The organism is Roseomonas acroporae, from assembly GCF_023223525.1.
GTDB classification, from domain to species: Bacteria; Pseudomonadota; Alphaproteobacteria; order Acetobacterales; family Acetobacteraceae; genus Roseomonas_E; species Roseomonas_E acroporae.
Window position 1 is genome coordinate 1 of the sequence record NZ_JALPRX010000055.1, and the last position, 22405, is coordinate 22405.

Consider the following 22405-nt stretch of genomic DNA (forward strand, 5'->3'; position numbering starts at 1 on the left):
GGGCCGCGGCGCCACGGAAGCGGCGCCGCGGCCCCTCGACACCCCGAGCGGGGCGCGGCTAGCCTCCGGCCGCGCGGTCCGGACCGGGACCCGGAGCGCGCGTGTCGGCGCGTCCAGTCCCGAGCGCAGGAGAGCGGAGCCGGTGATCGATCAGGGGATGCGTCGGCGCGGGCTGCTCGCCGGTGGCGCGGCGGCAGCGGCGATGCTGGCGGCGCCGGGCCTGCCACGGGCCCAGGGGACGGCGGCCCAGGGGACGGCGGGCCAGGGGACGGCGGGCCAGGGGGGCGGCCAGGGGAGCGGCGGGGCGCCGATCCGGATCGGCGAGATCAACAGCTACAGCAGCCAGCCCGCCTTCCTCCAGCCCTACCGCAACGGCTGGAACATGGCGCTGGACGAGGTGAACGCCGCCGGCGGCATCGGCGGGCGTCGCCTGGAGACGGTGTTCCGCGACGACAACGGCAAGCCCGAGGACGCGGTGCGCCATGTCGGCGAGCTGCTCAACAGCGAGAAGGTGGACCTGATCGCGGGCGGCTTCCTCTCCAATGTCGGCCTCGCCATCGCCGATGCCTGCGCCCAGGCGAAGCGCCTCTACATGGCCGGCGAGCCGCTGACCGACGCGATGGTCTGGGCCAGGGGCAACCGCTACACCTACCGGCTGCGCGCCTCCACCTACATGCAGGCGGCGATGCTGGTGGAGGAGGCGGCGAAGCTGCCGGCCAAGCGCTGGGCCGTGGTGGCGCCGAATTTCGAGTACGGCCAGTCCGCCGTGCGCTCCTTCAAGGAGCTGCTGGGCCGCGCCAGGCCGGACGTGCAGTTCGTCAGCGAGCAGTTCCCGGCGCTGGGGCGCATCGACGCCGGCGCCACGGTGCAGGCGCTGGCCAGCGCCAACCCGGAGGCGATCTTCAACGCCACCTTCGCCTCCGACCTCACCGCCTTCGTCCGCCAGGGCAACATACGCGGCCTGTTCGAGCGGCGCAGCGTGGTGAGCATGCTCTCGGGCGAGCCGGAATACCTCGATCCGCTCGGCGACGAGGCGCCGGAGGGCTGGATCGTCACCGGCTATCCCTGGGCCGATCTCAACACGGCGCGCCACGTCGCCTTCCGCGACGGCTACCGGCGGCGCTTCAACGACTATCCGCGCCTCGGCTCGGTGGTGGGCTACGACCTGGTCGGCAGCATCGCCGCGATGCTGCGCCGCGCCGCCTCGACCGACACCGAGAAGATGGTCGACGCGGCGAGCGGGCTTCGCTTCAACGCGGTGTTCGGCGACGTCGAGTACCGGGCGATCGACCACCAGTCCACCATGGGCGCCTTCGTGGGCAAGCTGGCGCTGAAGAGCGGCAAGGGCGTGATGGTGGACTGGCGCTACGCCGACGGCGCCAAGTACCTGCCGCCCGACGAGGTGGTGCGCCAGCTCCGCCCCCAGGGCTAGAGCGGAACGCAGGCCAGTTGGGACTGCGCGCCGCCCCATCCCATTGTTTTCCGAGCGGATTCACGCCTACGGGCGTAGCCGCCCGCCGGCGATCCGCTCTGGCTCCCGCGGGCCGGGTTGCCCCGGGGGGCGTCCTCCCGGGGTGGCGGCGCCGGCCGCCCGGCGCGGCGTTGGTGTTCTCGACCGGGGCGGCCCCGCCGGCCCCGGGACCCTCGGCGGGAATCGCGCGATGATGGAATTGCTGCTCGTCCAGGGGCTGAACGGGCTGGCCAGCGCCGCCTCGCTGTTCCTGGTGGCCGCCGGCCTGTCGATCATCTTCGGCGTCACGCGCATCGTGAACTTCGCGCATGGCAGCCTCTACATGCTGGGCGCCTACATCGCGGTGACTCTGTTCGCGGTGCTGCCGCGCGACCAGCTCGGCTTCTGGGGCGCGGTGCTGCTCTCGGCCGTCGCCGCCGGGCTGCTCGGCGCGCTGCTGGAGCGGCTGGTGCTGCGCCGGCTCTACGGCGCGCCGGAGCTGTTCCAGCTCCTCGCCACCTTCGGCGTGGTGCTGATCGTGCAGGACGCGGCGCTGCTGATCTGGGGGCCGCAGGACCTGCTCGGGCCGCGCGCCCCGGGCCTGCGCGGCGCGGTCTATGTCGGCGAGGCGCGCATCCCGCTCTACGACCTGTTCCTGTTCGCGGTGGGGCCGGTGGTGCTCGCGCTGCTCTGGCTGCTGTTCAACCGCACGCGCTGGGGCACGCTGGTGCGCGCGGCGACGCAGGACCGCGAGATGGTGGCGGCCCTCGGCGTCAACCAGCGCTGGCTGTTCACCACGGTGTTCTTCCTGGGCAGCCTGCTCGCCGGGCTCGGCGGCGCGCTGCAATTGCCGCGCGGCCAGCCGGCGACGCTGCACATGGACCTCGACGTCATCACCGAGGCCTTCGCCGTGGTGGTGATCGGCGGCATGGGCAGCGTGCCGGGCGCCTTCCTCGCCGCGCTGCTGATCGGCATGCTGCAGGCCTACGGCATCCTGGTCTTCCCCAAGATCACGCTGGTGCTGACCTTCCTGGTGATGGCGGCGGTGCTGGTGGTGCGGCCGCACGGGCTGCTGGGCCGGCCGCAGGGCGCGGCGCGCGCGCTCGGCGCGGGGGTCGAGGCGGTGATCCGCCCCGCCCCGCCGGCGCTGCGCCGCCTCGGCCTCGCCGTGCTGGCGCTGCTGCTGGTGCTGCCCCCCTTCCTCGGCAGCTACGCGGTCTCGGTGCTGGGCGAGATCGCGGTGTTCGTGCTGTTCGCGGCCAGCCTGCACCTGATGATGGGCCCGGGCGGCATGGCCTCCTTCGGGCACGCGGCCTATTTCGGCCTCGGCGCCTACGGCGTGGCGCTGCTGGTGACGAATTTCGGCGTGCCGATGCTGGGCGGCCTCGTCGCCGCGCCGGTGGTGGCGGCCATCGCCGGGGCGGTGTTCGGCTGGTTCTGCGTGCGCCTCTCCGGCGTCTACCTCGCCATGCTGACGCTGGCCTTCGCGCAGATCGCCTGGTCCGGCGCCTTCCAGTGGGTGGAGCTGACGGGCGGCGACAACGGCATCCTCGGCGTCTGGCCCGAGGGCTTCCTGGCCGGGCCGCTGCCGTTCCTCTACCTCACCCTCGCCGTCTCGATCGGCGTGACGCTGCTGCTGCGGCGGGTGATCTACGCGCCCTTCGGCTACGCGCTGCGCGCCGGCCGCGACAGCCCGCTGCGGGCCGAGGCGATCGGCATCGGCGTGCGCGGCGTGCAGTGGCGCGCCTTCATCCTGGCGGCCGCCGCGGCGGGCGTCGCGGGCGGGCTGTTCGCCTACGGCAAGGGCAGCGTCTTCCCGACCTACATGCAGATCTCGCGCTCGGTGGACGGGCTGATGATGGTGCTGCTGGGCGGCGTGCAGACCGTGAGCGGACCGATCGTCGGCGCGGTGGTGTTCCGCGGGCTGGAGGAGCAACTGCTGCGCCTGACCGACTACTGGCGCGCGGTGCTGGGCGCCGCGATCCTGCTGCTGGTGCTGGCCTTCCCGCAGGGCATCGCGGGGGCGGCGCAGGCCTGGTGGCAGCGGCGCGGCGCGGGGACCGGGCCGGCGGCCGCGGGGACGGAGCGGGGCGAGGCGGAGCGGGCGGCATGACGGCGGAGGCAGGGGCGGCGGCCGCCGCGCGCGCGGCGAACGGGATGGCGGACGGGATGGCGGACGGGATGCCCGGTGGCGCGCCCGTGCTGGCGGTCGAGGGGCTGGAGAAGCGCTTCGGCGGGGTGCACGCCGTGGCCGGCATCTCCTTCGCGGTCGGCGCGGGCGAGCTGCTGGCGCTGATCGGCCCGAACGGCGCGGGCAAGAGCACCACCTTCAACATGGTGGGCGGGCAGCTCCGCCCCGATGGCGGCCGGGTGCGGCTGGCGGGGCAGGACATCACCGGGCTGCCGCCGCGCCGCATCTGGAAGCTCGGGGTGGGGCGCACCTTCCAGATCACCGCCACCTTCGCCTCGATGACGGTGCGCGAGAACGTGCAGATGGCGCTGCTCTCGCACCACGGCGAGCTCTCCGGGCTGTGGCGGCCGGTCGCGAAACGGCATGCGGCGGAGGCGGACGCGCTGCTGGCGCGCGTCGGCATCCTCGACCAGGCGGAGCGCGGCTGCGGCGTGCTCGCCTACGGCGACCTCAAGCGGGTGGAGCTGGCGGTGGCGATGGCGCATTCCCCGCGCCTGCTGCTGATGGACGAGCCCACCGCCGGCATGGCCCCGCGCGAGCGCGTGGCGCTGATGGCGCTGACCGCCCGCGTGGCGCGCGAGAGCGGCATCGCCGTGCTGTTCACGGAGCACGACATGGACGTGGTGTTCGCCCATGCCGACCGCATCCTGGTGATGAGCCGCGGCCGCCCGATCGCCGCCGGCGACCCGGAGACGGTGCGCAACCACCCGGAGGTGCGGGCGGTGTATCTCGGCACGGGGAAGACCTCCGGTGGGCACTGAGACGGCGACGATGCCGGAGCCGGGGGGAGCGGCGGCGGGCGCGGCGCCGCCGGTGCTGCTGGCGGTCTCGGGGCTGCACGCGCATTACGGCCGCGCGCACATCCTGTCCGACGTGGCGCTGGAGGCGCGGCAGGGCGAGGTGCTGGTGCTGCTCGGCCGCAACGGCGCCGGCAAGTCCACCACCATGAAGGCGATCATGGGCCTCGTGCCGCCCAGCGCCGGGCAGGTGCGCCTCGACGGCGCGGATCTGGCGGGGCAGGAGCCGCACGTGATCGCGCGCGCCGGCATCGGCTACGTGCCCGAGGAGCGGCGCATCTTCACCGACCTGACGGTGATGGAGAACCTCGCCGTGGGCCGCCGGCCGCCGCGCGCGTGCCTCGCGCCCTGGACGCCGGAGCGGCTCTTCGCCCTGTTCCCCAACCTCGGCGAGATGCGCAACCGGCCGGGCGGACGCATGTCGGGCGGCGAGCAGCAGATGCTGACCATCGCCCGCACGCTGATGGGCAACCCGCGCCTGCTGCTGCTCGACGAGCCCTCCGAGGGCCTCTCGCCGCTGATCGTCGAGCAGATGGCCAACACCATCCTCCAGCTCAAGCGCGAGGGGCTGACCGTGCTGCTCTCCGAGCAGAACCTGCACTTCGCCGGCCTCGTCTCGGACCGCGCCACGGTGATCGAGCAGGGGCGCATCCGCTGGTCCGGCACCTTCGCGGCGCTGGAAGCGGATGCCGCGGCGCAGGCGCAGTACCTCTCGGTGTAGCGGCGCGCCCGGCCCGGCTCCGTCCCCGGACCTTCCCCGGGGCGCCCGGCGGGCCGCCCACGGGCTGCCACCCCGGACCCGGGACACGGGCGGGCGGCAGAGAGGCCGGGCCCGACCGATCGGAAGGATGGCCGCGACGGTGGCCGGCCGGTCCGCGCCTTGTGGCCCGGCGAGGCTTCGGCCATGTTCCGCCGCCCCCGGAGGACCCCCCCGATGCGTCGCCTCGCGCCGCCTGTCTCCCGCCTCGCCCGCGCCGCGCTGCTCGCCGCGCTGCTCGCTCCCGGCCTGGCCGCCCCCAGCCGCGCGCAGATCGTCCCGGCGCAGCCGCCCGGCGATCCCGTGGTGGCGCGGGTCGACAACGAGGAGATCCATCTCAGCGACATCGCCGACGCCGCCGCCGGCCTGCCGGAGCAGCTGCGCGGCCTGCCGGCGCAGGTGGTCTACCCGCTCCTGCTCGACCAGCTCATCTCCCAGAAGGCCCTGGCCGTCGCCGCGCGCCGGCAAGGGCTGGACCGCGACGAATCGGTGCGGCGGCGGATCCTCCGTGCCGAGGAAGCGGAGCTGCGCCAGGCGCTGCTGACCCGCGAGGTCGCCGGCAGCATCACCGAGGAGGCGCTGCGCCAGCGCTACGAGCGCGACGTCGCCGCCCGCCCGCCCGAGGAGGAGGTGCACGCGCGCCACATCCTGCTGCCCACCGAGACCGAGGCGCGCACGGTGCTGGCCGAGATACGCGGCGGCGCCGACTTCGCCGAGATCGCGCGCCGGCGCGCCTCCGGCCCCGGCGCGGAGCAGGGCGGCGACCTCGGCTTCCTCAAGCGCGCGGACGTGCCGCCCGCCTTCGCCGAGGCCGCCTTCGCGCTGCAGCCCGGCCAGGTGAGCGAGCCGGTGCACACCGATTTCGGCTGGCACCTGATCCGCGTCGAGGCGCGACGCACCGCCGAGCGCGAGAGCTTCGAGGAAGCCAAGGACCAGCTGCGCGAGACGATGGTGCAGGAGGCCGTCCGCGCCGTCGTGCAGCGCATCCGCGGCGAGGCGCGGGTGGAGCGCTTCAACATGGACGGCACGCCGATGGCGGCGGCCCCCGCCGAGGCGCCCGCCGCCCCCGCCGCGCCGCCCGCCGCCGCGCCGGCCCCCGCGCCTGCCCCCACGCCTGCCCCCGCCCCGGCCGGCCGCGCGCCGGCCCCCGCCACCCCCGCGCGGCCCGCGGGCCGCTGAACCGGGCCGAACCAGAGAGACGCCGTATCGCCATGGCCGGCAAGGACATCCCCGTCTCCCCCCTCGCGGTGCCGTTCCCCGAGCTGCCGACTCTCGCCGGGCTGCGCCTCGGCACGGCCGAGGCCGGCATCCGCTACAAGGCGCGCGCCGACCTCACCATGATGGAGTTCGCGCCCGGCACCTCGGTCGCCGGCGTGTTCACGCGCAACAAGTGCCCGGGCGCGCCGGTGGACTGGTGCCGCGCGGCGCTGCGCGGCGGCAAGGCCCGCGCCCTGGTGGTGAACGCGGGCAACGCCAACGTCTTCACCGGCCGCGCCGGCCGCGAGGCGACCGAGGCCACCGCCGAGGCCGCCGCCGCGCTGGTCGGCTGCAAGCCGCGCGAGGTGTTCCTGGCCTCGACCGGCGTGATCGGCGAGCCGCTGCCGCACGAGCGCCTGACCGCCGCCCTGCCGGCGCTGCACGCCGGCCTCGCCGACGACCGCTGGGCCGAGGCGGCGCGCGGCATCATGACCACCGACACCTTCCCCAAGGCCTGCCTGCGCACCGCGCGGATCGGCGGCGAGACGGTGACGATCATGGGCATCGCCAAGGGCAGCGGCATGATCGCGCCCGACATGGCGACCATGCTCTGCTTCGTCGCCACCGACGCGAAGATCCCGCCCGCGGCGCTCCAGCCGATCCTCAAGCGCGCCGTGGACCGCAGCTTCAACCGCACCACGGTCGATTCCGACACCTCCACCTCCGACACGGTGCTGCTCTTCGCGACCGGCGCCGCGAGGCATCCGCGCGTCACCACCGAGGGCGGGCCGATCCTGCGCGACTTCTCGCGCGCCCTCTCCGAGCTGCTGCTCGACCTCGCCCTGCAGGTGGTGCGCGACGGCGAGGGCGCGCAGAAGCTGATCCGCATCGACGTGACCGGCGCCACCTCCGCCCGCTCCGCCCACCGCATCGCCATGAGCATCGCCAACTCGCCGCTGGTGAAGACCGCGATCGCGGGCGGCGACGCCAATTGGGGCCGCATCGTCATGGCCGTCGGCAAGGCGGGGGAGCCGGCGGACCGCGACCGGCTCGCCGTCGGCGTCGGCGGCACCTGGATGGCGCGCGAGGGCGGCGTGATCCCGGGCTACGACGAGGCGCCGGTGGTGGCGCACATGCAGGGGCGCGAGGTGGAGATCGCGGTCGACATCGGCCTCGGCAGCGGCCAGGCCACGGTGTGGACCTGCGACCTGACGCACGGCTACATCGACATCAACGGCAGCTACCGCTCCTGACCCCGGGCGCGCCGTGACCCCCTTCGGCGCCCGGCTGCGCGCGCTGCGCGAGGCGCGCGGCGTGACGCTGAAGGAGATGGCGGCGGCGCTGGACGTCTCCGCCGCCTACCTCTCGGCGCTCGAGCACGGGCATCGCGGCCGGCCGACCAGCGGGCTGGTGCACCAGATCAACGCCTATTTCGGCCTGATCTGGGACGAGGCGGACGAGATGGCCGGGCTCGCGCGCCGCTCCGCGCCGCGCGTGGTGCTGGACACGGCGGGGCTGAGCCCGGCGGCGACGGAGTTCGCCAACCGGCTGGCGGCGGCGATTCGCGACCTGCCGCCGGAGACCATCGAGGCGCTGGCGGCGCTGCTGCCGCCGGAGGGATGAGGCGGGGCCGGGCCACGGCGGGCGGGGGGAGCGCCTGGGGGCCGGCGCCGTGGACGGCCGCCCCAGAGAGACGCCCCAGGGAAACGTCCCAAGGGAAACGCCTCAGGGGCCGCGACCAGGCAGCAGGCCGGGATGGCGCGCCTCGATCTCGGCCAGTGTCTCGGTGACGTACCGGTCGAGATGGTCGTAGAGGAGCTGCGGGTCCGTCTCCGTCTCGACGACCTTGCGCAGCGCCGCCGGCAGCGACACCTTGCCGAGCATCCTGCGGACCTCGCCCATGGTCGCGGCCAGCAGCGCCGCCTGCGCCGCTTCGGCCCTGGCCCGCAGCTCGGCCTGCGCCGCCACCTGGGCGGCCTGCGCCGCCGCCTGCGCCTCGAGCTGCTCGCGTTCCGCCCGCCAGCCGGCGAGCAGGCGGGCCGCCAGGTCGGGCCGGGCCGGCGGCGCCGCCAGCGGCTCGGCCTCGCAGGCGACCGCGGTCAGCGCGGCCATGTCCCGCCCGTCCCGCAGCGGCGCGTTGCCCCGCCAGACCAGCACGAGCTGGTCCTCGTCCGGCAGGGCGACGATGGTGTCGAGGTTCATCGGCACCACCTCCGCCGAGGCCCTGCCGTCCACCTCCCACAGCACGGCGAGGCTGGCGCGCAGGCCGGGCAGGTAGGTCCGCAGCACGGGATGGCGCGGGTGCAGGTTGCGCAGCGTGAGCAGCTCGTCGCCGCGCGGGTAGTTGCCGGCCTGCTGGCCGGCGGGCGCGGCATTGTGGTAGCTCGGGTCGAAGTCCGCCGGCGGCAGCGGGGCGCGGAAGGTGGACCAGCGCCGGTCGCGCGTGCCGAGCTTAGCCCGGCGTTCGGCGAAGCCGGGCGGCACCGGGGCGAAATTCGCCGGCGGCGGGCGCTCGGTCAGGAGGCGGAGCGGGTGGTCCGGATGCTCGATCTGCGGCAGCGGCACCTGCCGGCGCCCGTCCGGCCCGGTCAGCACGTCCTGCCCGCGGCCCATCGGGTTGCGCCGGTCGTTCAGGCCGCCGTAGCTGTACTCCCAGCGCAGCGGCAGGCTGACGATCGGCGTCGCGGCGCTCACGCTCCAGCGGCCTGAAAGCCCCCCAGGGGGGGCCGGCGTCGCGAAGCGCGGGCCGTGGATCAGCAGCTCCTTCCGCAGCGGCCCGAGCTCGAACCCGGCGCGGCCCGTCGGCGCCGCGAGGCCGCCGGGCTGGTGGAAGCTGCCCTGGATCAGCACGTCCGTGTGCGGCTTGTAGGGGGCGAAGTCGGTCGCCCAGCTCAGGCTGCGGCCCAGCTCGTCCATGTGGCGCAGGTCGCCTTCCGGCTTCCGCTGCGTCCTGGCCGGCGTGCAGGGGCCGTCCGGCACGAGGTCGAAGGTGGCCTTCAGGATGCAGGTGACCGCGGGGGAGGAGCCGTCCCCCTCGCTCTCGCGCAGGAGCAGCGGGAACGGCGTGGCGTTGATGGTCTGCATGGAGGCGGGGCGGTCCTTCCTGGCGCCACGGGCCTGGCGCCGCTGGCCTGGCGCCACGGGCCTGGCGCCGCTGGCCTGGCGCCGCGGGCCTGGCGCCGCGGGAGTTCCGCGCCCGGCGCGGGGACGGCACGGGCGTCGGGCGGGGCCGTCAGGTCAGCATGTGGGACTGGTTCGCGCCACTGAGGTTGATCGTCGGGGCCGTGATCTGGATGCTGCCAGGGGTCATCGTGATCGAGACGGCCGCGCCGCATTGCAGCGAGAGGGACTGGTTGGCCGTCACGGTCACGCGGTTCGCGGCGATCTGGACGTTCGGGTTGACGGTGCTGTCGACCGTGACCTGCGCGGTGGTCGCGGCGGTCGCGAAGTTCACGATCGGATTGAGCGGCCGGAATCCGTTCGCGGATGGCGGGATCGTCCCGGCCATGAGCGACGCGCTCCTGGCGGTCGCGATCACCAGGCCCTGGGTCGCGGCGGGCGAGCCGGTGTACAGGCTGGCCTGGTTGCCGGCGATGTCGAGCGACGCGTTGCTGGCCAGGTAGTAGCCCTCGCTCGCGCTCTTCAGCAGCGCCCCGGAGAGGGCCCCCATGGCCTGGAGCACCACGATCGCCCCGGTGAGGGCCGCGGTGACGTCGAAGTCGGTCCGCATGGCGGCCTTGACGGTGTCGTCGTCGCTGCGGGAATCGAGCTCCAGGCCCATGGCGAGGTCGTTCACGGCCAGCAGCGCCGAGGCGACGCCGATGCCGCCCAGCGTCACCATCTTCAGCTTGTCGGCGTAGCCGATCGTCGACTGCGCGCTCCGGCTGACCGGGCTGACGCTCAGCGAGATGCCGTTCTGGGCGATCATCGACACGGAGGGCGTGATCTTGGTCGAGCCGATTCCCTGGACCTCGATGTCCGCCGTGCTCAGCCCGGTCTGCGTGACGTTGACGACCTGGCCGCCGAAGATGTTCTGCGTCGCGCCGTAATTGGACCAGAGCAGCCCGCCCACGCCGGTCGAGGCGTCGTTGCCCGCCCAGACCGTCATGGTGTTGCCGCCGTTCAGGCTGAACAGGTCGCTGTTGTTGATCGACATCTGGGCGACCGAGGCGTAGCTCGCCAGGAAGTCGCTGCCCGAGTAGCTGGCGGCGGAGACCCGGCCGCCGTTGGTGGTGACGCTGACGCTGTCCGACGCCCAGGTCGAGGCCGCGTCCGCGACCATGGTGATGGTGGGGCTGGTGACCGTGTAGTTGTCCCTGGAGTAGATGGTGATGCCGTCGAGCCGCCTGGCATCCTTGCCTTCCGTCGCCTGGGCGAGCTTCTTGCCGGCGGCGTCGGCCAGGAGATCCTCCACGTCCAGCGTCGACGCGTCGTAATTCGGGGTGCCGAGGCGCAGCATGTAGCCGTAGAGCGGCGGCGAGACGGCGTTGGCGGCCGGGACGGCGACGAGGAAGGTGCCGTCCCTGTTCTCCTCGACCGGGTCGTTGCCGCTGCCGCTCATGCGCCGTCTCCTCCCTGCCGGCTCAGCCCTGCGTGGCGCAGATGAATTCCATCGGCGCGTCCACCGCGATCTCGCCGCCCCAGGCGCAGAGGCATTTGCTCTCGACCGTCGCCAGCGGCAGCCCGTCGTAGCTGACGAGTTCCGAGGGCGGCTCCCAGGGGTCGACGATCACCGGCACGCAGGGCATCGGCGTCAGCACGCCCTCGGCGGCGGCGGTGGCCGCCGCCACCTCCGGGTTCTCCATGCTGCTGCACATGGCGAAGGAGGGGACGTTGTCCTCGGGGATGATCTCGGCGACCGTCGCCGTGACGAAGCCGCCCTCGATCACGGGCTTGCCCGGCAGCTCCTCGGCGACGAACACGGAAGGGGCCAGGCCGAAGCTGCAGGTCAGCAGGCAGCCGGTGGTCAGGAACTCCGGCATCGCGACCGATCCTCCCCGGGGCACGCCCGTTCTCCGCGCCTGCGCCCCGGCTGCGGGCGGGCCGCCCCCGCCCGGCCATTCTGGCAGCTTGCCTTGGTCGCACAAGCGGGGTCCCGCACCGGCGGCCGGCCGCCCGGGTGGCCCCGTCATTCGGGCCGGATTGGTTCTTCCAACGGGGCCTGCCGGCCCGCTAGACCGGCGCGGCAAGACCAACCGGATGCGCCCCATGCCCGACGCCGTCGATTCCTTCCCCGTCACCGAGCGCAACAAGCTGCGCCGCAAGCACGAGCGCGGCCGCTACGACAAGGCCACCGTCTACGACATCCTCGATTCGGCGATGCTCTGCCACATCGCCTACGTGATCGACGGCCAGCCCTACTGCACGCCGACCGCCTTCTGGCGCGAGGGCGACCACCTCTACTGGCACGGCTCCTCGGCCAGCCGGATGGTGCGCCAGCAGGCGGCGGGCCTGCCGGTCTGCCTCACCGTCTCGCACATGGACGCGATCGTGCTGGCGCGCTGCGGCTTCAACCACTCGGTCAACTACCGCTCGGTGATGGCCTTCGGCACCGCCTTCAAGGTGGAGGACCCGGCGGAGAAGCTGAAGCTGATGGACGGCTTCATCGACCGCTTCTTCCCCGGCCGCTCGAAGGAGATCCGCCAGCCCACGCCGCAGGAATTCAAGGCGACGACGCTGGTCGGCATGGTGATGGAGAACGCCTCCGGCAAGATCCGCAGCCTCGGCGTCCATGACGACGAGGAGGACTACCAGGTGCCGGCCTGGACCGAGCTGATGCCGGTCCACACCGTGCTCGGCGCGCCGGTGCCGTGCGAGCGCCAGCTTCCCGGCCTCGCGCGCCCCGAGGGCCTCGCCGGCTACCGCGAGGGCGCGAGGCTGGACGAGGTGTTCGCCGAGGCGTACCGGAAGCACTATGGCGAGTGAGGTCCGCGCCGGCGCCTGAGGCGCCGGCCGCGCCCCGGGCAGGATGCCCTGGCGACGCGGGCGCGGCCCGGCGGGAAGTGCTCCCGGGACGGTGCATCCGGACGTCGCGTCCGCATGCCGCCCGCGGGCGGTGCCGGCCAACCGCCACGCGGCCGGGCGCCAGGGCGGGAGGCGGCCGGACCGCGACGGTTCCTCCCGCGCGAAGGGGTCTGGCCATGGGCAAGCGCAACGCGGCGGCAGAGGCGGGGCGGCACCATGGCTGAGCCCGCCCTGCCTACGAGCGACGCCGATCTCGGCTACCTTCCCGCCACCGACCTCGCCGCGCTGATCCGCGCGCGCAGGCTCTCCCCGGTCGAGGCGATGGCGGCGATCCTGCGCCGCATCGAGGCGGCGGAACCGCGCGTCAACGCCTTCGCGACGCTCGACGCCGAGGGCGCCACCGCCGGCGCCCGCGCCGCCGAGGCGGCGGTGATGCGCGGCGAGACGGCGCCGCTGCTCGGCGTGCCCTTCACGGTGAAGGACATGGCGCCCGTCGCCGGCCTGCCGATGGAGTGCGGCTCGCACATCCGCCGCGGCTACGTGCCGCCCGAGGACGCGACGATGGTGCGCCGGCTGAAGCAGGCCGGCGGCATCGTGCTGGGCAAGACCACCTCCTCGGAATTCGGCTGGAGCGCGATCAGCCGCTCGCCGCTCACCGGCATCACGCACAACCCGTGGCGGCACGGCTACAACGCCGGCGCCTCCTCGGCCGGGGCGGGCGCCGCCGCCGCCGCCGGCTTCGGCCCGCTGCACCAGGGCAGCGACGGCGCCGGCTCCATCCGCCTGCCGGCGCACTTCTCCGGCGTGGTCGGCATCAAGCCGAGCTTCGGCCGCGTGCCCTACACGCCGATGCCGAACAACGACCTGATCTCGCATATCGGCCCGATCACCCGCACCGTCGCCGATTCGGCGCTGATGCTGCGGGTGATGAGCGGCCCGGACGCGGCCGACTTCCTCAGCCTGGAGGCGCCGCCCGCCGACTACCCGGCGCTGCTGGGCGGCGGGGTGCGCGGGCTGCGCATCGCCTACAGCCCCGATCTCGGCTTCGCCCGCGTCGATCCCGAGGTGGCGGCGCCGGTGCGCGCCGCCGCCGAGGCCTTCGCGCAGGAGCTGGGCGCCACGGTGGAGGAGGTGACGCCGCCCTGGGCGTCCGAGGGGCCCGAGGTCTCGCGCTTCTTCTGGCTCGCCATGTGCGCCGGCTACGCCCAGTACCTCGACGAATTCGGCGACCGCATGGACCCCGGCTTCGCCGCCTGCGTCCGCGAGGGCGTGCGGATCCCGCTGCGCGACTTCATGGAGAAGCGGGTGCGCCGCCTGGCCTACGGCGTCGCGATCAACCGCTGGTTCGAGGATTGGGACCTGCTGCTGACGCCCAGCGCCTCGGTCGCCGCCTTCCCGGCCGAGCGCAACATCCCCGAGCACTGGCCGCAGCACGAATGGGACTGGGAGCGCTGGGCGGAATTCTCCTACCCGTTCAACTTCTCGGCCAACCCGGCGATCTCGGTGCCCTGCGGCTTCACGCCGGACGGGCTGCCGGTGGGCCTGCAGATCGTCGGGCGTCGGCTGGACGAGGTGACGGTGCTGCGCGCGGCGGCGGCCTGGGAGCGGGCGCGGCCCTGGGCGGAGAGGCGGCCGGCGCTCGGGTAGGGCGTTCCCGAGCCGGGCGCACTCGCCCGGCGCCTCGGAAGATGCGCCGGATCAGGGGCCGGAGCCGTTCCGGCCCGATACGGTCAGCCGGAACGGCGCCGGGGCGGGCCGCCGGCGGGCGGGCGTGCCCGGGCCGGGCGTCCGCCGCCGGCGGCATGGCCGGGCCGTGACCTGCCGCGCGCCACGGCGAAGGCGGCCGGGGCACGCCGCCCCGGCCGGGCCCGTCCGCCGGGCGCGTCAGGCCAGGCCGAGATGGGTCAGCAGGGCGAGCGCGGCGCCGCCGAGGCCGAGCGCGCCGCCGACCCAGGCCAGCGCCGGCGCGGCGGTGATGATCGCGGCCGAGGCCAGCACGATGCCGATCTGGATGGCGGCGGAGGCGGCGTCGTAGCGGCCATCCTCGTGCATGGCCCGGTCGCGCGCCGTCTCGGCCTCGCGCGCGCGCTCCATGAGCTGGCGGCGGCCCTCGCGCGTCTCGGGCTCGCTCTCCCAGCGGGCGATCGTGGCGCGCCACGTCGCGACCTGCGCCTCCAGGGCGCGGCGCGCCTCGGGTCCGGGGGCCAGCGCGGCATCGAGCACGGCGCGGTCGGCGGCAGCGCCGAGCACGGTCTGGCGGACGGTGCGGGCCTGGAAGAAGGCCCAGAGGTTGGCGGATTCGACGTTGCGCATCTGCGCCTCGGTCTTGGCGTCGTCGCCCGCGACCTGGGCGAGCGCGAGGGCCAGGGCCAGGGCGGCGATGAGCAGGGCGGTGCGCTTGTTCTCGCGCGCCTTCTCCGCGGCCTCGGCGGCTGGATGGTCGGACATCGATCGTTCCCGGCGAATCGGTTGGCGAAGCGGCGCGATCCTGCCCAGGCGAGCCCGGGCTCGCCAGCGGCGGCGGGGGCCGCCGGGCGGGCCGACGAGGGAGGTCCGCCCGCGCCGCGCGGCGGGCCGGTGCGGCGGGCCGTGGCGGACGGGGCCGGCGGCGGACGATGCCCGTGGGCAGCGGGCGGTGCCGGGGGAACGCGCCCGCCGGGGAGCGGGGCCGGTGGGGAGCAGGGCCGGCGGAGACGGGGGGGGGGAATGCCGGCGCGGCGCGGCGCCGGGGCTTCCGCCATCCCCCTGCGGGACGTCATCCTGGCGCGACAAGAGCGATGTCGGAGGAAACCATGTCCCACAGGTCCCTGTCCCGGCGGGCACTGCTCGCCGGGCTGCTGCCCGCCGCCCTGCCGCCCGCCGCCCTGGCGCCCCGGCGCGCCGCCGCCGAGACTCCCGCCTCCCCCGGCGCCCCCTTCCCCGCCAGGCCGGTGACGATCGTGGTGCCCTTCCCGCCCGGCGGCTCCACCGACGTGATGACGCGGCTGCTGGCCGAGCGCATGGCGCCGCTGCTCGGCCAGCCCGTGGTGATCGAGAACCGGCCCGGGGCGGCCACGGTGATCGGCGCCGAGGCGGTCGCGCGCGCGGCGCCGGACGGGCACACCATGCTGATGTCGGCCGGCACCACGCTGACCATCAACCCGCTGCTGCCGGAGCGCCTGCCCTACCGCGTCGAGGACTTCGCGCCGATCTCGCTCGTCACCAAGCTGCCCTTCGGGGTGGTGGTGCGGCCCGGCCTGCCGGCCACGATCCCGGAATTCGTGGCGCTGGCGCGCGCGCGACCGGGGCAGCTCAACTACGGCACCAACGGACCGAGCAGCTTCAACAACATCGCCGCCCTGGTGCTGATGGACGGCCTCGGCTTCCGCATGCAGGACGTGACCTACCGGGGCGATTCGCAGCAGCTCAACGACCTCGTGGCCGGCACGCTGGACGTGATGGTGGTGGGCGGCAGCTCCGCCCTGCCGGCGCACCGCAACGGGCAGGGGCGGATCATCGGCTGGACCGGCGAGGCGCGGCTGCCGGTGACGCCCGACATCCCGACCTTCGCCGAGACCGACCCGCGCCTCGTGGCGCAGACCTGGTTCGGGCTGCTGGCGCCGGCGCGCACGCCGCGCCCGGTGGTGGAGCGGCTGAACGGCGCGGTACGCGTGGCGCTGCGCGAGCCGGCGCTGCAGGAGCGGCTGCTGGGCGAGGGGCAGTTCGTGGCGTCGGGCACGCCGGAGGAGTTCGCGACCTTCCTGCGGGTGGAGGCGGACCGGTGGCGGCCGGTGGTGGCGCGCCTGTCCTCGGGCGGGGAGGCAAGGCGGTAGGGGGCGCGCCGCGGGTACCGGTCCGGGCGGGGAAGGCAGCACCCTCCCCGCCCCCACCCGCCAGGGTCGCACGCACCGCGTCCGACCGGGCTCCCGGACCTCCGCCAGCGTTTTCCGGCCTCGACGGATCCGCCGCCGGGCGGTGGATGCGAACGGGGTCTCCAAAGGGGCTTCGCCCTTCGGCGGGAGGGGTCCAGGGAAGGGCGGCGCGCTTCCCGACAGGGCCCGGGGCGGGGCCCGGGGCGGCGCCCCGGCTCAGGTCGTCAGCACCACCTTGCCGGTCACGCCACGCTCCAGCAGCATCCGCAGCCCGCGCCCCGCCTCGGCCAGCGGCAGCACGGCGGAGACGTGCGGGCGCAGCCGGCCTTCCGCGATCCAGCCGAGCAGCCGGGCCAGCATGGCGCGGTTCGACTCCGGCTCGCGCCGCGCATAGTCGCCGTAGAACACGCCGAGGATGCCGCAGCCCTTGAGCAGGGTGAGGTTGAGCGGGATGCGCGGGATCTCGCCCGCCGCGAAGCCGACCACGAGGTAGCGGCCGCGCCAGGCCATCGAGCGCAGCGCGGGCTCGGCGTAGGGGCCGCCGACGGGGTCGTACACCACGTCCACGCCGCGGCCGTCGGTGAGAGAGCGGAGCTGCTCGCGCCAGTCGGGCCGCGTGTAGTCCACCAGCGCGTCGGCGCCGTGCTCGCGGCAGACGGCGAGCTTCTCCGGCGTGGAGGCGGCGGCGATCACCCGCGCGCCCAGCAGCCTGCCGAGTTGCACCGCGCCGAGGCCGACGCCACCCGAGGCGCCGAGGACCAGCAGCGTCTCGCCGGGGCGCAGCGCGGCGCGGTCCTCCAGCGCGTGCATGGTGGTGCCGTAGGCATAGGTGACCGTCGCGGCGGCGACCGGATCGACGCCCTCGGGCACCGGCACCGCCGCATCGGCACGGACGGAGACCGCCTCGGCGAAGCCGCCATGGCCGGTGACGGCGATGACGCGCGTCCCCACCGGCGGGCCGGCGACGCCCGCGCCGAGCGCCGCGACCCGGCCCGCCACCTCGCCGCCGGGGGAGAAGGGCAGCGGCGGCTTGAGCTGGTAGCGGTTCTCGATGATGAGCGTGTCCGGGAAATTCACCGCGCAGGCCTCGACGCGGATCAGCAACTCGCCGGGGCCGGGCTCGGGGGTGGGCACCTCGGCCAGTTCCAGCGTCTCGGGGGGGCCGAATTGGCGGCACAGCACGGCCTTCATGGGCGTCTCCTCGGTCGGGGCGTGTGGTCGAGGCGCCGGCTCGTCGCTTCGGCCCGGCGCCGGGTGGGCCATTGCAGCCGAAGCGGGCGGTTCTGGCGAGGGGGCGGGACGGCGAAGCGGCTTGCCCGTTCCGGCCGGTTGCGCCACGGTTCCGCCTGGCGGTAATCAGGTCCGGAAGGTTGGTGACGGTTGCGGGACGACTCCCTGCGCCGGCAAGGGGAGGAACGGCAACGATGGATTTCGCCTACACGCCGAAGGTGGAGCAGCTGCGCGAGAAGCTGACCGCCTTCATGGAGGAGCACATCCTCCCCAACGAGGCGACCTACATCCACCAGCACGAGACGGCGCCCGACCGCTGGCAGCCGGTGCCGATCGTCGAGCAGCTCAAGCCGGTGGCGCGCGAGGCGGGGCTGTGGAACCTGTTCCTGCCGCATTCCGACCGCGGCCCGGGCATGACCAACCTGGAATACGCGCCGCTGGCCGAGATCATGGGCCGCGTGCCGTGGTCCTCGGAGGTGTTCAACTGCTCGGCGCCCGACACGGGCAACATGGAGACGATCGACCGCTACGGCACCGAGGCGCAGAAGCGGCAATGGCTGGACCCGCTGCTGGCGGGCGAGATCCGCTCCTGCTTCGCGATGACCGAGCCGGACGTCGCCTCCTCGGACGCCACCAACATCCAGACGCGGATCGAGCGGGACGGCGACCACTACGTCATCAACGGACGCAAGTGGTGGTCCTCGGGCGCGGGCGACCCGCGCTGCGCCATCTTCATCGTGATGGGCAAGACCGCGCCGGACGGCGAGGACAAGTACCGGCAGCAGTCGATGATCCTGGTGCCGCGCGGCACGCCGGGGCTGACCATCAAGCGCATGCTGCCGGTGTTCGGCTTCGACGACGCGCCGCACGGCCATGCCGAGCTGCTGTTCGAGAACGTGCGCGTGCCGGCGGAGAACATCCTGCTCGGCGAGGGGCGCGGCTTCGAGATCGCGCAGGGGCGGCTCGGCCCGGGGCGCATCCACCACTGCATGCGCGCGATCGGGCTGGCGGAGCGGTCGCTGGAGATGATGTGCCGGCGGGCGCTGGTGCGGAAGCCCTTCGGCAAGCCGCTCGCCGACCAGGGCGTGACCATCGAGCGCATCGCCCAGTCGCGCATCCTGATCGACCAGGCGCGGCTGCTGACGCTGCACGCGGCGTGGCGCATGGACACGGTGGGCAACAAGGTGGCGAAGGCCGAGATCGCCGAGATCAAGGTGGCCGCCCCGGCGATGGCCTGCCAGGTGGTGGATTGGGCGATCCAGATGCACGGCGCGGCCGGCGTGACGGAGGACTTCCCGCTCGCCTACTTCTACAAGATCGCCCGCACGCTGCGCATCGTGGACGGGCCGGACGAGGTTCACCGCCACCAGCTCGGCCGGCTGGAGCTGGCCAAGTACAAGGCGCGGCGCAACGAGGCGGAAGGCGCGGCCGCCGCGGCCCCGCGCCCGGCGCACTGACGGCGATGCGGCGCGAGGGGGGCAGGCGGGAGGCCGCGCGATGAGCGGCATCCCAGAGCTGGTGCCGGTGCTGCCACAGCACCGCTTCGACGAGGCGGCGCTGGGGCGCTACCTGCGCGGCAGGCTGCCGGGCTTCGAGGGCGCCTTCGAGGTGCGGCAGTTCCAGGGCGGGCAGTCCAACCCGACCTTCCACGTCGCGACGCCGGCGGGCGACTACGTGCTGCGCAAGAAGCCGCCCGGGAAGCTGCTGCCGCGCGCGCACCAGGTGGAGCGCGAGTACCAGGTGATGCGCGCGCTGGAGGGCAGCGCGGTGCCGGTGCCGCGCGCGCGCCTGCTCTGCGAGGAGGCGGAGGTCATCGGCACCGCCTTCTTCGTGATGGACAACGTGCCCGGCCGCGTCTTCCCCGACCGGGTGATGCGCGACGCGTCGCCCGCCGAGCGCGCGGCGCTCTACGCCGACATGGCGCGCGTGCTGGCGGCGCTGCACGCGGTGGACTGGCGCGCGGCGGGCCTCGGGAAATTCGGCCGGCCGGAAGGCTACATGGCGCGGCAGGTGGCGCTGTGGACGCGGCAATGGGAGGCCGCGAAGGTCGAGGAGATGCCGGCGATGGACCGGCTGGCCGAGTGGCTGCCCGCGCACCTGCCGCCCGACGAGCCGGCGCGCATCGCGCATGGCGACTACCGCCTCGGCAACGTGCTGGTGCACCCGACCGAGCCGCGCGTCGTCGCGGTGCTGGACTGGGAGCTGGCGACGATCGGGCACCCGCTGGCCGATCTCGGCTATGCCTGCCTGACCTACCACTTCCCGCCGGGGCCGGCCGGCGTCTCGGGCGTGCTGGGCGAGGACCTGACCGGCACCGGCATCCCGACCGAGGCCGAATTCGTCGCCGCCTACTGCGCGGCGGCGGGGCGGCCGGTGCCGGCGGCGCTGGACGTGTTCGTGGTGTTCTCGATGTTCCGGCTGGCCTCGATCGTCGCCGGCGTGTGGCGGCGGGCGCTGGACGGCAACGCGGCCGATCCGCGCGCCATCGGCTACCGCGAGCGCTATCGCAACATGGCGGAACGGGCCTGGGCGCTGGCGCAGCGTGCGGCGGCCGGCGGGTGACACGGGGCGGTTGAAGCGAGCGGCCCCTTTCATGGGAAAGGGGGGCTCGAAGGGGGCTTCGTCCCCACATTCCCCTGGCGCGGGGTCCGGGGCGGCGCTCCGGAAGCGACAACGCACGAAACGCGCGGCATGGGGCGAAGCGGAAAAGGTACGGCGGCTCGAACGTTCCACCCGCGTCCCCCTGTTCAGCCCGTCCACGACGGCGCATCCTGCGGCCATCGGGGAACGTCGGGAAGGAAGCCATGCGGCCATACGCCGACATGCTGACACGGCAGCGGAACATGGCGGCGACGCGGCGCGGCGTGCTGGGTGCCGCGCTGCTGGCGCCATTCGCGGCACAGGCGCAGGAGACGTGGCCGTCGCGGCCGATCCGCGTGATCGTTCCCTTCCCGCCCGGCGGCCCGACCGACATCGTGGCGCGCGTGCTGGCCGAGCGCATGGCGCGCGATCTGGGCCAGCCGCTGGTGGTGGAGAACCGGCCGGGCGCCAACGCCAACATCGGCAACGAGGCGGCGGCGCGGGCGGAGCCGGACGGCTACACCGTGCTCTACAACACCTCCTCGATCGTGCTGAGCCCGGCGCTGTACACGCGGCTCTCCTACGACGTGATGCGCGACCTCGCGCCCGTGGCGCTCACCGCCACCATCCCGCTGGTGCTGGTGCTGCATCCCTCGCTGCCGGTGAGCACGGTGCAGGAGTTCATCGCCCATGTCCGCGCGCGGCCGGGGCAGCTCAGCCACGGCTCCTCGGGCAACGGCAACGTCACGCATCTCGGCGCGGTGATGTTCCTGCGCGCCAACGGGCTGGAAGCGGTGCACGTGCCCTATCGCGGCAGCGCGCCGGCGCTGGTGGACGCGGCCGCCGGGCAGGTGCAGTTCCTGACCGACACGGTGAACTCGGCGCTGCCGCTGGTGCGCGAGGGCCGGCTGAAGGCGCTCGCCATGTTCTCGAAGGAGCGGATCGCGCCGCTGCCGGACGTGCCGACCCTTTCGGAGACGGTGATGCCGGGCTTCGAGGTGGGGGCGTGGCAGGGCATCATGGTGCCGGCGCGCACGCCGGACGCGGTGGTGCGCCGCCTCAACGCCGCCGTGATGCTGGCGCTGCGCGAGCCGGAGGTGCTGGCGAAGCTCGCCGAGCAGGGCACGACGCCGCTGGGCGGCACGCCGGAGGATTACGGCGCCTATCTGCGCACGGAGCTGGCACGCTGGGGCCGGGTGATCGCGGAGAACGGGGTGAGGCTGGACTGACGCCATGATCGGAAACCTTCCGCTCGCCATCATCCCGCCCGAGGCCGAGGCGCTGCGCGCCGAGGTGCGCGAATTCCTGCGCGAGGCGCTGCCGGACCTGCCGCCGGACCGGCGCGCGCGCTCCTGGATGGGCTTCGACGCCGATTTCAGCCGCCGGCTGGCGGCGCGCGGCTGGGTGGGGCTGACGCTGCGCAAGGAGTACGGCGGCGCGGCGCTCGGCCCCTTCGCGCGCTACGTGATCGTGGAGGAGCTGCTCGCCGCCGGCGCGCCGGTCTCGGCGCACTGGATCGGCGACCGGCAGAGCGGGCCGCTGATCCAGCGCTTCGGCAACGAGGCGCAGCGGCAATTCCACCTGCCGCGCATCAGCCGCGGCGAATCCTTCTTCTGCATCGGCATGAGCGAGCCCAACACCGGCTCCGACCTCGCCAGCGTGACGACGCGGGCCGTGCGCGACGGCGACGGGTGGCGGCTGAACGGGCGGAAGATCTGGACCACCAACGCGCACCACTCGCACTACATGATCGCGCTGGTGCGCTCCTCCGGCGTACCGGCGGACCGGCACAAGGGGCTGTCGCAGTTCATCGTCGATCTGTCGCTGCCCGGCGTGAAGGTGACGCCGATCCGCGATCTCGCGGGCGACGCGCACTTCAACGAGGTGGTGTTCGAGGAGGTGCGGCTCCCCGCCGACGCGCTGGTGGGCGAGGAGGGCGCCGGCTGGGCGCAGGTGACGGCGGAGCTGGCCTACGAGCGTTCCGGCCCGGAGCGGGTGCTGTCCTCCGCCGTGCTGCTCGACACCTGGATCGACTGGCTGCGCACGGAAGGGCCGCGCACGCCGGCTTCCGAGGCCCTGCTGGGGCGGCTGCTCGCGCATCTCGCCACGCTGCGCGCCATGTCGATCGCGGTGACGAGCCGACTGGTGGCGGGCGAGAGCCCGATCACCGAGGCGGCGCTGGTGAAGGATCTCGGCACGGAATTCGAGCAGCTCATCCCGACCGCGATCGCCGACGCGCTGGGGGCGGAGCCCGACCGCGTGCCGCCGGACGGGCTGCTGCGGACGCTCGCCTACAGCCAGGCCATGGCGCCCTCCTACTCGCTGCGCGGCGGCACGCGCGAGATCCTGCGCGGGATGATCGCGCGCGGCATGGGCTTGCGATGAGGG

19 protein-coding genes are annotated in these 22405 nt (G+C 74.4%); 14 read left to right on the top strand and 5 right to left on the bottom strand.

The genetic code is table 11. The features are described from left to right. Positions 1–142 precede the first annotated feature (142 nt). From M0638_RS13120 to M0638_RS13150, 7 genes are all read left to right on the top strand, one after another. Positions 143–1432, top strand: a complete 1290-nt coding sequence (locus tag M0638_RS13120; RefSeq protein ID WP_456316036.1) for an ABC transporter substrate-binding protein — start codon at positions 143–145, stop codon at positions 1430–1432. 229 nt (positions 1433–1661) lie between these two features. Continuing rightward, the gene (locus M0638_RS13125) at positions 1662–3563 is read left to right on the top strand and encodes an ABC transporter permease (RefSeq protein WP_456316037.1); all 1902 of its coding nucleotides are present in this window, start codon (positions 1662–1664) and stop codon (positions 3561–3563) included. Further along, complete coding sequence (locus M0638_RS13130; protein ID WP_456316038.1) at positions 3560–4402, top strand: ABC transporter ATP-binding protein; 843 nt, start codon at positions 3560–3562, stop codon at positions 4400–4402. Before M0638_RS13125 ends, M0638_RS13130 begins: the two co-directional genes overlap by 4 nt. Beyond that, positions 4392–5159, top strand: a complete 768-nt coding sequence (locus M0638_RS13135) for an ABC transporter ATP-binding protein (RefSeq protein WP_456316039.1) — start codon at positions 4392–4394, stop codon at positions 5157–5159. Before M0638_RS13130 ends, M0638_RS13135 begins: the two co-directional genes overlap by 11 nt. A 213-nt stretch (positions 5160–5372) precedes the next feature. Continuing rightward, positions 5373–6374, top strand: coding sequence for a peptidylprolyl isomerase (locus M0638_RS13140; RefSeq protein WP_248667450.1), 1002 nt, complete (start codon positions 5373–5375; stop codon positions 6372–6374). 32 nt (positions 6375–6406) lie between these two features. Further along, complete coding sequence (gene argJ / locus M0638_RS13145) at positions 6407–7645, top strand: bifunctional glutamate N-acetyltransferase/amino-acid acetyltransferase ArgJ (protein ID WP_248667451.1); 1239 nt, start codon at positions 6407–6409, stop codon at positions 7643–7645. Positions 7646–7658: 13 nt separating this feature from the next. After that, positions 7659–8015: a helix-turn-helix domain-containing protein gene (locus tag M0638_RS13150; protein WP_248667452.1), complete on the top strand. Its 357-nt coding sequence runs from the start codon at positions 7659–7661 to the stop codon at positions 8013–8015. Between the two features lie 102 nt (positions 8016–8117). Here M0638_RS13150 and M0638_RS13155 read toward each other — a convergent pair whose 3' ends face one another. From M0638_RS13155 to M0638_RS13165, 3 genes are all read right to left on the bottom strand, one after another. Beyond that, positions 8118–9476, bottom strand: a complete 1359-nt coding sequence (locus M0638_RS13155) for a DUF2169 family type VI secretion system accessory protein (protein WP_248667453.1) — start codon at positions 9474–9476, stop codon at positions 8118–8120. Positions 9477–9624: 148 nt separating this feature from the next. Beyond that, positions 9625–10953, bottom strand: a complete 1329-nt coding sequence (locus M0638_RS13160; protein ID WP_248667454.1) for a hypothetical protein — start codon at positions 10951–10953, stop codon at positions 9625–9627. A 22-nt stretch (positions 10954–10975) separates the two neighbouring features. Continuing rightward, positions 10976–11374, bottom strand: a complete 399-nt coding sequence (locus M0638_RS13165) for a DUF4280 domain-containing protein (protein WP_248667455.1) — start codon at positions 11372–11374, stop codon at positions 10976–10978. A gap of 226 nt (positions 11375–11600) precedes the next feature. Between M0638_RS13165 and M0638_RS13170 the strand changes: the two genes are divergently transcribed. Both M0638_RS13170 and M0638_RS13175 read left to right on the top strand, forming a co-directional pair. Continuing rightward, positions 11601–12317 (top strand): pyridoxamine 5'-phosphate oxidase family protein, encoded by a 717-nt coding sequence (locus M0638_RS13170; protein WP_248667456.1) that lies wholly within the window; start codon positions 11601–11603, stop codon positions 12315–12317. Positions 12318–12572: 255 nt separating this feature from the next. Further along, complete coding sequence (locus M0638_RS13175) at positions 12573–14003, top strand: amidase (RefSeq protein ID WP_248667457.1); 1431 nt, start codon at positions 12573–12575, stop codon at positions 14001–14003. Positions 14004–14240: 237 nt separating this feature from the next. On the opposite strand, the gene M0638_RS13180 is transcribed toward M0638_RS13175, so the two are convergent. Further along, a complete protein-coding gene (locus M0638_RS13180) occupies positions 14241–14804 on the bottom strand; it encodes a DUF4337 family protein (protein WP_248667458.1) in 564 nt (187 codons plus the stop codon). A gap of 344 nt (positions 14805–15148) precedes the next feature. Here M0638_RS13180 and M0638_RS13185 point away from each other — a divergent pair, with 344 nt between their 5' ends. Next, a complete protein-coding gene (locus tag M0638_RS13185; protein WP_248667459.1) occupies positions 15149–16168 on the top strand; it encodes a Bug family tripartite tricarboxylate transporter substrate binding protein in 1020 nt (339 codons plus the stop codon). 255 nt (positions 16169–16423) lie between these two features. On the opposite strand, the gene M0638_RS13190 is transcribed toward M0638_RS13185, so the two are convergent. Then, a complete protein-coding gene (locus tag M0638_RS13190; RefSeq protein ID WP_248667460.1) occupies positions 16424–17398 on the bottom strand; it encodes an NADPH:quinone oxidoreductase family protein in 975 nt (324 codons plus the stop codon). Positions 17399–17631: 233 nt separating this feature from the next. Between M0638_RS13190 and M0638_RS13195 the strand changes: the two genes are divergently transcribed. The 4 genes from M0638_RS13195 (at position 17632) to M0638_RS13210 (ending at position 22402) form a co-directional block, all read left to right on the top strand. Next, entirely contained in the window at positions 17632–18894 is a 1263-nt protein-coding gene (locus tag M0638_RS13195) for an acyl-CoA dehydrogenase family protein (protein WP_248667461.1), read from the top strand. Between the two features lie 40 nt (positions 18895–18934). Further along, a complete protein-coding gene (locus M0638_RS13200) occupies positions 18935–19999 on the top strand; it encodes a phosphotransferase (protein ID WP_248667462.1) in 1065 nt (354 codons plus the stop codon). A 242-nt stretch (positions 20000–20241) separates the two neighbouring features. Then, positions 20242–21246: a Bug family tripartite tricarboxylate transporter substrate binding protein gene (locus M0638_RS13205; protein WP_248667463.1), complete on the top strand. Its 1005-nt coding sequence runs from the start codon at positions 20242–20244 to the stop codon at positions 21244–21246. A gap of 4 nt (positions 21247–21250) precedes the next feature. Further along, a complete protein-coding gene (locus tag M0638_RS13210) occupies positions 21251–22402 on the top strand; it encodes an acyl-CoA dehydrogenase family protein (RefSeq protein ID WP_248667464.1) in 1152 nt (383 codons plus the stop codon). Positions 22403–22405: the final 3 nt, after the last annotated feature.